The organism is Roseibium sp. (assembly GCF_050301095.1).
Lineage (GTDB): Bacteria > Pseudomonadota > Alphaproteobacteria > Rhizobiales > Stappiaceae > Roseibium.
This window is the reverse complement of sequence record NZ_JBNKYW010000160.1, coordinates 1-11,969: the sequence shown is the minus strand read 5'-3', so window position 1 is coordinate 11,969 and position 11,969 is coordinate 1. Positions and strand designations below refer to the sequence as shown.

General features: G+C 60.8%; 11 protein-coding genes. 2 read left to right on the top strand and 9 right to left on the bottom strand.

Features of this window, described 5'->3' with window-relative positions; genetic code table 11:
• Positions 1–2,678 (bottom strand): bifunctional aconitate hydratase 2/2-methylisocitrate dehydratase (locus ACQY7U_RS14785; RefSeq protein WP_428645669.1); only part of this gene is annotated, 2,678 nt, incomplete at its 3' end.
• Between the two features lie 456 nt (positions 2,679–3,134).
• On the opposite strand from ACQY7U_RS14785, the gene acnA reads away from it, so the two are divergent.
• Positions 3,135–5,810 (top strand): aconitate hydratase AcnA, encoded by a 2,676-nt coding sequence (gene acnA / locus ACQY7U_RS14780; protein WP_428645667.1) that lies wholly within the window; start codon positions 3,135–3,137, stop codon positions 5,808–5,810.
• A gap of 272 nt (positions 5,811–6,082) precedes the next feature.
• Here acnA and ACQY7U_RS14775 read toward each other — a convergent pair whose 3' ends face one another.
• Together ACQY7U_RS14775 and ACQY7U_RS14770 are read right to left on the bottom strand one after the other, a co-directional pair.
• On the bottom strand, positions 6,083–6,559 hold the full coding sequence (locus ACQY7U_RS14775; protein ID WP_428645665.1) for a hypothetical protein: 477 nt from the start codon (positions 6,557–6,559) through the stop codon (positions 6,083–6,085).
• 7 nt (positions 6,560–6,566) lie between these two features.
• Complete coding sequence (locus ACQY7U_RS14770) at positions 6,567–6,875, bottom strand: hypothetical protein (protein WP_428645663.1); 309 nt, start codon at positions 6,873–6,875, stop codon at positions 6,567–6,569.
• A 270-nt stretch (positions 6,876–7,145) separates the two neighbouring features.
• Between ACQY7U_RS14770 and ACQY7U_RS14765 the strand changes: the two genes are divergently transcribed.
• Positions 7,146–7,361, top strand: a complete 216-nt coding sequence (locus ACQY7U_RS14765) for a hypothetical protein (RefSeq protein ID WP_428645661.1) — start codon at positions 7,146–7,148, stop codon at positions 7,359–7,361.
• A 447-nt stretch (positions 7,362–7,808) separates the two neighbouring features.
• Here ACQY7U_RS14765 and queF read toward each other — a convergent pair whose 3' ends face one another.
• The 6 genes from queF to ACQY7U_RS14735 all read right to left on the bottom strand — a co-directional run.
• Positions 7,809–8,276: a preQ(1) synthase gene (gene queF / locus ACQY7U_RS14760; RefSeq protein WP_428645660.1), complete on the bottom strand. Its 468-nt coding sequence runs from the start codon at positions 8,274–8,276 to the stop codon at positions 7,809–7,811.
• 294 nt (positions 8,277–8,570) lie between these two features.
• Positions 8,571–9,299 (bottom strand): 7-carboxy-7-deazaguanine synthase QueE, encoded by a 729-nt coding sequence (gene queE / locus ACQY7U_RS14755; protein WP_428645659.1) that lies wholly within the window; start codon positions 9,297–9,299, stop codon positions 8,571–8,573.
• Positions 9,296–9,679, bottom strand: a complete 384-nt coding sequence (locus ACQY7U_RS14750; RefSeq protein ID WP_428645657.1) for a 6-pyruvoyl trahydropterin synthase family protein — start codon at positions 9,677–9,679, stop codon at positions 9,296–9,298. The genes queE and ACQY7U_RS14750 overlap by 4 nt, the downstream gene beginning before the upstream one ends.
• Positions 9,672–10,361, bottom strand: a complete 690-nt coding sequence (gene queC, locus ACQY7U_RS14745; RefSeq protein ID WP_428645656.1) for a 7-cyano-7-deazaguanine synthase QueC — start codon at positions 10,359–10,361, stop codon at positions 9,672–9,674. The genes ACQY7U_RS14750 and queC overlap by 8 nt, the downstream gene beginning before the upstream one ends.
• Before the next feature lie 338 nt (positions 10,362–10,699).
• Positions 10,700–11,437, bottom strand: a complete 738-nt coding sequence (locus ACQY7U_RS14740) for a DUF429 domain-containing protein (RefSeq protein ID WP_428645654.1) — start codon at positions 11,435–11,437, stop codon at positions 10,700–10,702.
• Positions 11,430–11,969: PfkB family carbohydrate kinase (locus tag ACQY7U_RS14735; RefSeq protein ID WP_428645652.1), on the bottom strand; the 540-nt coding region annotated here is incomplete at its 5' end. The genes ACQY7U_RS14735 and ACQY7U_RS14740, both read right to left, overlap by 8 nt.

Here is an 11,969-nt window from a genome sequence, read left to right as displayed (position 1 = left end):
CTCGAAAGAACGACAACCGGGGTCGAGGCGAGGAGCGACTCACCTTTCTTGTCCTCGGCGTCCGCGACCACACGTCCCTGAAAGAGGCGCGTGGACGTGGCCATGACCGTGTCGCCCTTTTCGGCTTTCTCTTGGTTACCCATGCAGAGGTTACAACCGGGGCGCTCGAGGTAGAGGATGTTCTCGTAGCTCTTGCGCGCGGTGTTCTTGGGCGCCGCGTCGTTGAAGACGAAGCCCGCGTACTCTTGGAGGATGTCCCAATCGCCCTCCGCCTTGAGTTCGTCCACGATGTTGTAGGTCGGGGGAGCCACGACGAGAGGCGCCTTGAACTCGACCTTGCCCTTCTGCGCCTTCAGGTTCTTGAGCATGTGGGCGAGGATTTTCATGTCCCCTTTGTGCACCATGCAGGAGCCGACAAAGCCAAGATCGACCTTCTTTTCTCCCTTGTAGTAGGTCAGATCGCGGATGGTATCGTGGGTGTAGCGCCGTGAGACGTCGTCATTGTAAACGTCGGGATCGGCGATCATGGGCTCGTCGATCTTGTCGAGATCGACCTCGAACTCCGCGTAGTACTTCGCGTTTTCATCGGGAGCGAGAGCCGGCTTTTCGCCGGAGCGGATCTCGTTGATGCGCTTGTCGGCGCGATCAACCAAGCCTTGGAGGACCTTCTTGTCGTTGTCCATCCCCTTGTCGATCATGATCTGGATACGGCTCTTGGCGATTTCCAGCGACTCGATGAGGGTCTGGTTCGTCGAGATGCAGATAGAAGCCTTGGCCTTCATCTCCGCCGTCCAGTCCGTGAAGGTAAACGCCTGATCCGACGCCAAAGTCCCGAGGTGCACCTCGATGATGCGACCCTGGAAGACGTTGTCGCCGCCGAACTTCGCCAACATCTGCGCTTGAGTGGCGTGAACGACATCACGGAAGTCCATGTGGTCCTTCATCTTGCCTTTGAAGGTCACCTTGACCGACTCCGGGATCGGCATGGTCGCTTCACCCGTCGCCAGGGCGAGGGCCACGGTGCCCGAGTCGGCGCCGAAGGCGACGCCCTTGGACATACGGGTGTGCGAGTCGCCGCCGATGATGATGGCCCAGTCGTCGACGGTGATGTCGTTGAGCACCTTGTGGATCACGTCGGTCATCGCGTGATACTTGCCCTTCGGATCGCGCGCGGTGATGAGTCCGAAGTCGTTCATGAACTTCATGAGGCGCGGGATGTTCGTCTGGGCCTTCTTGTCCCAAACAGAGGCGGTGTGGCAGCCCGATTGATACGCGCCGTCGACCACCGGTGAGATCACCGTGGCGGCCATCATTTCCAGCTCCTGAGAGGTCATGAGACCAGTCGTGTCCTGGGAGCCGACGATGTTCACCTTGACGCGGACATCCGAGCCCGCATGCAGGACCTTACCTTCGGTGACACCGACAGCGTTCTCGTTGAAGATCTTCTCGACCGCCGTCAGGCCCTGGCCCTCATGGGAAATTTCCTTGGCGGGCGCAAAGACCGGCGGCAGGTCGATGCCGAGGGTCTCGGCGGCAAAGCTCTGCAGTTTCTTGCCGAAGACGATGGCGTAGGAGCCGCCGGCCTTCATGAACTCGACCTTCTGAGGGGTCAGGGCCGAGGCGACGTCAACAAGCTCTTCGTCGCCGGCTTCGTTGTAGAGCTTCTTTTTCTTCGTGTTGATGGTCAGGACGGTGCCCGTTTCGACAGAATATTTCTGTTCCAGGACCGGGCTGTCGTCGTTGTTCAGGATCGGTTTGCCGTCGTCACCGAGTTTCTTGACCCAGTTCTTCAGGTCGATGCCGATGCCGCCGGTCACGCCGACCGTGGTCAGGAAGATGGGGGAGATGCCGTTGGTGCCCGCAACAACCGGGGCGACGTTGACGAAGGGCACATAGGGGCTCGCCTGCTTGCCGGTCCACAGCGCAACGTTGTTGACGCCGGACATGCGCGAGGAGCCCACGCCCATGGTGCCTTTTTCCGCAACCAGCATGACCCGCTTGTCCGGGTGCTGCAGCTTCAGAGCCTCGATTTCCTTCTGCGCCCTCTCCGAGATCAGGCACTTGCCGTGCAGTTCGCGGTCTGCACGAGAATGGGCCTGGTTGCCGGGGGACAGCAGGTCGGTGGAAATGTCGCCTTCGGCCGCAACATAGGTGACGACCTTGATTTCCTCGTCGATGTCCGGGAGCTTGGTGAAGAACTCGGCCTGGGCATAGCTTTCCAGAATGTCCCGGGCGATTTCGTTGCCTGCCTCGAAGGCGGTCTTCAGACGGTCCGTATCGGCGTCATAGAGGAAGACCTGCGTCTTGAGAACTTCGGCAGCGTCCTTGGCAATTGCCTTGTCTTCGCCCAGGGCCAGGTCGAGCAGAACCTCGACCGACGGGCCGCCTTTCATGTGCGACAGAAGCTCGAAGGCAAAGGCGGGAGAGATCTCTTCGACAACCGAGGTGCCGAGAATGATCTCCTTCAGGAACTTCGCCTTTTCACCAGCGGCGCTCGTCGTGCCCGGCAAGGTGTTGTAGATGAAGTACTTCAGCGAGTCGGCCCGGTGTTCGTTGCCGGTGTCCTTGATCTGCGCGACGATTTCCTTGATGAGCGCGCCGTCCTCGATGGGCTTGGGATGCAAGCCCTGGCCTTTGCGAGTCTCGATCTCTTTTAGGTAGTCTGCATACAAGCTCATGATGATCCCGCGTCCTCGTGTTAGATATAGCGTCTGCACCGGATCGCGCCATCGGGTCGGCGAAACGGGAGAAGCTGGCTGAGCGTGGTCTTAATTCAGTATACAACGGTATGCAATATCTTTTCATTCCCGAAATGAGGAATATATACCGGTTGTCGACCCTACGTTCTGCGCGTGAACAGTGGCTGGAACGCGTCTGTCCGGGAGCAAGTTGTCTCGCGGAAGTATCGGCATGAGAGGCAGTGCCGTGTCTGGTGAAAAACGCCAAAGATTGCTATAGGGGCGACGCTCGAAAGCGCGGCGGCACATGAGGGAGAGGCTCTCATTGTTTCCCGCGAAACCGCGCCGGATGACAGAGCGTTTTCAGCTCCGGGTCCGGTGCCCTGAGAGATTTTTTTGACAGGTACGGGATCGAAAACGGTCCGGGCCTTCGGACAATTAAGGAGATCGCACGCCGTGACCCAGTCCCTCGATAGTTTCAAATGCAGGAAAACGCTGACCGCAGGCGGCAGGACCTACACCTATTTCTCCATTCCGGAAGCGGAAAAAAACGGTCTGACAGGCGTATCCCGGCTGCCATCCTCGCTGAAGGTGGTGCTTGAAAACCTGTTGCGCTTTGAAGACGGCCGCACGGTGACCCGGGAAGATATTCTCGCCTGCGCCGAGTGGCTGAAGACCCGCACGTCTTCCCATGAGATTTCCTACCGCCCGGCCCGCGTGCTTATGCAGGACTTCACCGGCGTTCCGGCGGTTGTCGATCTGGCAGCCATGCGCGACGCGGCCGTGAAGCTCGGCGGCGACCCGGAAAAGGTCAACCCGCTGGTGCCGGTCGACCTTGTCATCGACCACTCGGTGATGATCGACTATTTCGGCACCAAGGACGCCTTCACCAAAAACGTGGAACTGGAATACGAGCGCAACCAGGAACGATACGAGTTCCTGCGCTGGGGCCAGTCCGCCTTCAACAACTTCCGCGCCGTGCCGCCCGGAACCGGCATCTGCCACCAGGTTAACCTGGAATACCTGGCCCAGACCGTCTGGATCAGGGAAGAGAACGGCGAAACCATCGCCTATCCGGACACGCTGGTCGGCACCGACAGTCACACCACCATGGTCAACGGTCTTGCGGTTCTGGGTTGGGGCGTCGGCGGCATCGAGGCGGAAGCGGCCATGCTCGGCCAGCCGATCTCCATGCTGATCCCGGAAGTCATCGGCTTCAAGCTGACCGGCAGGCTAAACGAGGGCATCACCGCAACCGACCTCGTGCTGCGCGTCGTCGAAATGCTGCGCAAGAAGGGTGTCGTCGGCAAGTTCGTCGAATTCTATGGCGAAGGCCTCGATCACCTGTCGCTTGAGGACGAGGCGACGATTGCCAACATGGCACCGGAATATGGCGCCACTTGCGGCTTCTTCCCGGTCGACGGCGACACTTTGAAGTATCTGGAGGCAACCGGCCGAGACAAGGACCGCGTTGCCCTGGTGGAAGCATACGCCAGGGCCCAGGGCATGTACCGCACGGGCAGCGAAGAGCCGGTCTTCACCGACACGCTGGAACTTGACATCTCCACCGTCGTTCCGGCGATCTCCGGTCCGAAGCGTCCGCAGGACCGCATCAACCTTTCCGATGCCGCGACCGGTTTCGCCCGGACCATGGCGGAGGAATTCAGGAAGGCGGACGAGCTCGGCAAGCGCGTTGCCGTAAGCGGCAAGGACCACGACCTCGGTAACGGCGATGTGGTGATTGCCGCGATCACGTCGTGCACCAACACTTCAAACCCGTCCGTCCTGATCGGCGCCGGCCTTGTCGCCCGCAACGCGCTGAAGAAGGGCCTGAAGGTCAAGCCGTGGGTGAAGACTTCGCTGGCGCCCGGCTCCCAGGTCGTCACCGACTATCTGGAAAAGGCTGGCGTCCAGGGCGATCTCGACGCGCTCGGCTTCACGCTGGCCGGCTACGGCTGCACCACCTGTATCGGCAACTCCGGTCCGCTCGATCCGGCGATTTCCAGGGCGATCAACGACAACGACCTGATTGCCTGCTCGGTGCTTTCCGGCAACCGCAACTTCGAGGGCCGGGTGAACCCGGACGTGCGCGCCAACTATCTGGCCTCGCCGCCGCTGGTCGTCGCCTACGCCATTGCCGGCAACCTCAACATCAACATTGCCCAGGATCCGCTCGGGGAAGACCCGGACGGCAACCCGGTCTACCTCAAGGATATCTGGCCGACCACGGCGGAGATTGCCGAGCTGATCCGCTCTTCCATCAACGAGGAGATGTTCCGGACCCGCTATTCCGACGTCTTCAAGGGCGATCAGCACTGGCAGGGCATCAAGGTGGAAGGGGGGCTGACCTACACCTGGCCGGTCTCCTCGACCTATGTGCGCAACCCGCCGTATTTCGAAGGCATGACCATGGAGCCGAAGCCGCTTCAGGACATCGAAAATGCAGCGGTCATGGGCCTGTTCCTGGACAGCATCACCACCGACCACATCTCCCCGGCGGGGGCCATCAAGCTTGACAGCCCGGCGGGCAAATATCTTTCCGAGCATCAGGTCGCCCAGAAGGACTTCAACTCCTACGGCTCGCGCCGCGGCAACCACGAAGTCATGATGCGCGGTACCTTCGCCAACATCCGCATCAAGAACCAGATGGTTCCGGGTGTCGAAGGCGGCGTCACCATGAAGGACGGCAAGCAGGCATGGATCTACGACGCCTGCATGGACTACAAGGAAGCCGGTGTGCCGCTGGTGGTCTTCGCCGGCAAGGAATACGGCACCGGCTCTTCCCGTGACTGGGCCGCCAAGGGCACCAACCTGCTCGGCGTGCGCGCCGTCATCGCCCAGTCGTTTGAGCGGATCCACCGCTCCAACCTCGTCGGCATGGGTGTCATCCCGCTCACCTTCAAGGACGGCGAAAGCTGGCAGTCCCACGGTATCACCGGCAAGGAACGCGTGACCATCAAGGGCATCGCCGACATCCAGCCGCGCCAGATGATGAATGTGGACGTCACCTACGAGGACGGCACCACCAAGGTGATCGAGTGCCTCTGCCGCGTCGATACCGAGGACGAGCTGGAATACATCAAGGCCGGCGGCATCCTGCACTATGTGCTCAGGAACCTTGTAACGGGCTGATGGGTGCAGTCAGTCTCAGGAAATCGAAACGGGCCCTGCGGGGCCCGTTTTTGTTGGCATGGGCCTATTCTTTGCCGTGTCATCCCGGTCAAGCGCAGCGCGAGCCGGGATCGGAGCGGGGTGGCCTTTGATATTTTTTCTTTTTTAGCCGGTCCCCGGCTCTCCGATCCCGGAACTTCGCTCCGCTGCGTCCGGGATGACGATCATTAGGCTTTGCGAACAGTTTGGAGGGCAGGCCGGGGCCGTTTTCTGACGCAGAGCCGCCGAAAGGATCATCTCGAGCAATTGGCATGGGTGTAGGCGTAAAGTCTCTCCCCAAGGTTCTCCGCGCTGCTTTTGGATCGGGAGATAAAATCGACCATCGTCGGAATGAAGACCGACCCGGAGAACAACCTGTCCGGCTGTGGGGTGTCACCGATATAGGTCAGGGAAACCTGCAGCGAGCTTGGATGCGGAATTTCCAGGGCTTTTGCGACGAATGCCTGGAAAGCATCTGCGTCCTCATGAGGTTCCGGTTTCTGCTTCTTGCCGTCGGCACCGGTCACGATGTACTGGCGAAGGTTCAGGCTCAGCGTGCTGCCGGGAAGGCTGAAAAGGCCCTGAACAAAGCGCCGAATCGACTCCGGATCTGCCGGAACCTGTTGGTTGGCCCAGGAATCCCGGTCGGGTCCTTGGGACATTTCCAGCAGTTCTTCGGCCAGGTCCATCAGGCCGGGCTGTTTGTCGTTCCATTTTGAGCGAATGAGCATACGCCCGTCACCGACCGGCACCAGGTTTACCGTCTCGAAATTGAATTTGCGAAGATCGACGGAGACATGGACCGTATAAAGCATGCCCCATAAAGCATGCCCCGATGTCATCATCGCCTGCCGGCAATTCGTTTTTGATCGACAGCCGGCATTTGTCGATTGAAACGGCCGCCCCTTCGATTGACGGGTCTTCCATCTTGATGAGCGCGGCCAATTCTTCAGCGGTTGGCGGAGGCAAGGTCTTGTCACTGGCAACATAAAAAAGACCACCGGCGAACAGGGCGGCGGCAACCATCAGAAAAATTAGCGATTTCAAGATTTTCGTCCGTTTTCCCCAAGGTGGCTGGCTGAGTGTTCAAACTCATCGCATCATTCGACGGGGTTCGCAACTGTCGATTGTCTTTTCTGTTGTCGCACTGCCGCATGAAGTCGATGCAAACGCCGAGCTGGCAACAATTTGAATTCAACTGGAGCGAATTTCTTTCCGTGCTTTTTACCGGAAACTGCCAAACCTGATTCCTGGCTATATTCCGGGCGAGTTGGCTGCCCGGAGTTTCAGGTAATTCGCGTCAATCGGGGCTTTGACATGATTTATTTCCTCCTGGCTCTCACCGGTCTCGCCGCATTCGGAGCGCTTGTCCTGAAGACGATTTCCTGGAAAGAGTCCATGTGGGCGCGGCAGAAGGTGAAGAAGCTGTCCGCCGCCGAGGAACGCCAGCAGAAGATCCTTGCTCCCAAGGCGGATTTTTCCGTGCGCAAGCGCTTGAGACGGCAGGCCTCGGCGCGTCAACGGAGTGTTTGAGGCGAAGCAACTGCCTTTCCCGGGGTAATCTGCCTGACGACAATTCAGCATGGTCATCACCGGCTTGACCGGGGATCCACTCGTTTCCAGAGCAAGATACTAACAGGCAAAGAGAGTGATGCGCCCGCGCCGGTCCTGTTTCCAACTTCCGGGCGAGGTGCAGCGTGGATTGGATCCCGGCGGAAGGCCGGAATGACCCGGTGTTGTGGGGCTTCCGGCCCTACGCCAGGGTTTTGGGTGTTCGGTCTTCAAAAAAGACGGTTCTTCTGCGTTTGCCGGATGCTCCGGAGCAAGCGGCCCATCCATCGAGACAGCGCTCAAGCGCTTCCTCAGGATGAGGTTTTTGTGGAGGCGAAGCTTGCCGCCCCGGCCCTATGCGCCGGCTCCGGGCGTTCGATCCTCATTAAGCGAAATCACTCGTTATTTGCCTGCCTTGCAGGACGAATCTTACCCGCGTCCGCGATAGGGCGGGACGCCCTGGTCCGGGATCCAGACGCCGTCAGGGACGGGGCCGGTCTGGTAGAAGACGTCGATCGGAATGCCGCCGCGTGGGTACCAGTAGCCGCCGATGCGGAGCCATTCGGGGTCGAGCAGGTCGACGAGGCGTTTGCCGATGGAGACCGTGCAGTCTTCATGAAAGGCGCCGTGGTTGCGGAAGGCGCCGAGGAACAGCTTCAGGGACTTGCTTTCCACCAGAAAGTCCTTCGGCACGTAGTCGATCACCAGATGGGCGAAGTCCGGCTGGCCGGTGATCGGGCAGAGCGAGGTGAATTCCGGGGCCACGAAGCGGACCATGTAGCCGGTGCCGGCCTGAGGGTTCGGCACCTTTTCCAGCACCGCCTTGTCCGGATCGTCCGGCAGTTCGGTGGCGGAACCCAGCTGGGTCAGGTTTTCATAGATGCTCTTGTCACTCATTGGATGTTCCTCAAATCAGCCTCATCGTGAGGAGCGATCGCGCTCGCGTCTCGAAGGATGGGCCGCTTGTTCTTGTGTGCCGAACCGGCACAAATCGAGTTTGTGCTTTCCTCGGAAAAACAGATCTTTCCGTCGTCATCCCGGCCAAGCGCAGCGCGAGCCGGGATCGGGGAGCCCATTTCCACCAGGCGTTCAGCGTTTCATGCCGATCAGCCTCGGCTCGCCGGTCCCGGATCTTCGCGTTGCTCCGTCCGGGATGACGACGGATATGAATTCATAGGGTTCTGCGGCGTTTCAAACGCCCCGCAGATTGCCCCAGATCAGCGTGTGCAGCTGGGGCAGGACGGTGGCGTCGTACCATCTGTCGGTGGCGACCCTGTCCACCAGCCAGCGCATGCGGTCCATGATACCGGCCATGTCGATGGCGCCGTCGATTTCCGCCGGCGAGGGTGGGGTGTGGTTGCCCGGCTGGAGATAGCAGCTCAGCTGCGGATAGCGCTCGGCGACGTCGCGTGCAAAGGCGTAGTCCGTCTCGTCGAAGACGACGGCTTTCAGAACGACGTGGGTGTCTTCCCCGGCCGCTTCCACGCATTCGGCGAGTTTCTGCCAGTCGGTCTCCATGCCGCTGGACGGCGGCTTGGGGCTGAGGGTCAAGACGTCCAGCATCTCGAACCAGTCCCGGGCGATGCTTCCCTGCGTTTCCAACGCGAAGCGGTAGCCTTCCTCGTGTCCCAGTCCGATCAGGTCGCCGAGGGGCTGAATTGCCGGATTGCCACCGGAAAGCGAGACCATCAGCGGTGTGCCGCTGGTCAGGATCTCCACCTGCATCATGATGGCATCGGCGGTCATCGGGCACCATTCGTCCCTATAGGCGCTGTCGACCGCATGGAGCGTGTCGCACCATGAGCAGCGGTAGTCGCAGCCGCCGGTACGGACAAAAACGGTGGGTTGGCCAATCAGGGCACCTTCGCCCTGAATGGTGGGGCCGAAAATCTCGCTGACCCGGATCAGATCGCCGCTCATGCCGCCCGAGCCCCCGGATAGATGAGAGGCCGGAATTCGGCACAGGTCTTCGGCGTTTCCCTGACGCGCACGGCCGAGGTCTCCGGCCAGCGCTGGCGGCACCAGTGATAGAAGTACCGCGCCATGGTTTCCGCCGTCACGCAGTCGTCGCCGAGCACGTCATTGAGGTGCCGGTGATCGAGCGTGTCGTCGATGAAGCGCTTGAATTCGGAAAGCTCGCGATAGTCGCGCACGAAGCCGATAGGGTTGAGCTCGTCCGACATCAATTCCACCTCGACCACATAGTTGTGGCCGTGCAGGCGCGAACAGGGGTGATCGTCGCCGAGCCCCAGAATCTGGTGGCTGGCGGAGAAGTGGAATTCCTTGGTGATCCTAAACATTGCACGCCGCCTTCCAGAAATCCGGGTCCGCGTAATCCGTCGGGTCGATGCCGCCGGCGAGGTCGAAGGCTTCACGCCGTTCAACGCAGGTGCCGCAGCGCCCGCAGTGAATGTCGCCGCCCTTGTAGCAGGACCAGGTCTTGCGGTAGTCGACGCCGAGCTTCAAACCCTCCGCGGCGATGTCCGCCTTGGAGGTGTGGACGTAAGGCGTATAGAGGCGGACCTCGCCGATCCCCTCCAGCGCGTGGCGCTGCATGGTCTCGAAGGCCTCGGTAAAGGCCGGCCGGCAATCGGGATAGATGAAGTGGTCGCCGCCATGGACGGCGGTTGCAACCGCCTCCGCGCCGCGCGAGGCGGCAATGCCGTAAGCGATCGTCAGCATGATCGCATTGCGGTTCGGCACGACGGTGATCTTCATCGTGTCTTCGGCATAGTGCCCGTCCGGCACATCCAGGTCATCGGTGAGTGCCGAGCCGGTCAGCTGGCGGCCGATGTTGGAAATGTCGATCAGGATAAACTCGGTGTTGAGCTCATCGGCGCACGCCTTCGCATAGTCCAGCTCCTTTTTGTGGCGCTGGCCATAGTCGAAAGATATGAGGCCGATCAGTTCATGTTCCCGCGCAACCTTGTGCGCAAGGGTGACGGAATCCATTCCGCCGGAACAGATGACAAGTGTTTTCAACGATGTGGTCCCTTGTTTTCGCTGTTAGCGCCCGTTGAGACGCTAGTCACCGGGTAGGCTGCGACCGGTGGTCCGCACGAGGCAGACGAAGGGGTTTTTAGCAGAATTTGGCGAAAAGGGAAGGGAGGGCCGGGGGGCGGCAAGCATGATGCGCCTTCTTCATCCCGTTCAGGCGCAGCACGAGCCGGGATCGGGTCGCCGCAAAGCTACTCTGTTTCCTTGTTTTTCAAGCAGTTAGGTCGTGGCCCTCCGGTCCCGGATCTTCGCTGCGCTGCGTCCGGGATGACGTTCCCGAAGGTTTTTCAAAAAGAACGGGAAAGTGGGTTTTGCCAAACGGCTCACGCCCAGATCGCCATCCGCAGCCCACGCTCGTCGCGCCGGAATTCCTTCGGGAACGGTTCCGCCTGGCCGTGATAAATCCGTTCGGCGATCAGGCTGTTGGCGGCGGCATCCAGAACATCGTCACGGCTGCAGCCGCGGGGTGGTTTCTGGTCGAGGAAAGCGCGGTCGAGGCCTTTTGACACCAGCAGGTCCCGGCGCAGGTCGAGTCCGGCCGGGTTGGCGCGGCTCTTGACCTTCTTCGGTAGGCTCATTTCGGCTTCGCCGTTGAGCCGCCAGAAGGCAAGCTCCGGATGGACCTCATGGACGCGGGCTTCCAGCTCCGGTGTCATCAGTGTGTCGATCTCCCGGATCTTCGGGAAGAGATGAAAGCACTGCTTGGAGACTTTTTTCGGCGGCTCGGAGGTCTTCAGGGCTGTCTCGCAGGCCTGCCGGTAATCGTCTTCATAGACGGCAGCGCGCGAGGGTACGGTGAAGACGGAAGACTGGCGTTCGCCGAGATGCTTGCGGGCGGCCTTTTCCGGGCCGCGGCCCTCTGGCGGGATCTTGTCCGGCAGGCCGATGGGCATGTCGACGGCGATGATCGTCAGGTGAGGGTCAAAATCGACGATCCCGGAGAAAGTCGAAAACGTCCGGAGGCGAATGTCTGCGGGGTCGTTCAGGTTCCGCAAGACCGCGATCCAGCCGGTCTTGCAGCCGTCTACTCCGGCGACCCAGGTGCCGGTGCCGTCAGGCACGGGCCTTTGCTTCCAGAACGCGGCGGGAGGTGACGAGGGCCATGGCCTTGACCACCGATTGCTGTTCCTCGGCGAAAAGCAGCTCATCGGCGCCTTTCCTGACGCTGCGCGCGACCAGCTCGAAGACGGAGGCAGACGCCCGTTTCAGAGCCTCTTCGTCGTCGCAGCCCGCCATCAGGTTGGTGAGGAACAGGCCCGCCATCAGATCGCCGGTGCCGTGGGGCGGGTTGGCGATGGCGGCATGTTCGGCGGCGACCGCGCCGCGCGGTCCGGCCAGGAGGTTGGCAATGGCATTGCGGCGGAGCGCCGGGGAAGACGTGACCAGGACCCGCTCGTTGCCGAGAACCCTGGCAGCGGCCAGCGCCTGCATTTCGCTTTCCACCTCACGGCGTGTCAGCCAGCCGAGCTCGAAGGCGTTGGGGGTGACGATATCGGCCAGCGGCACCAGCTCGTCCCGGATCGCCTGGGCGGTTGCCTTGGGAATGTAAAGGCTGCCACTTTCGCCGAGATGATCGCCCATCACCGGATCGCA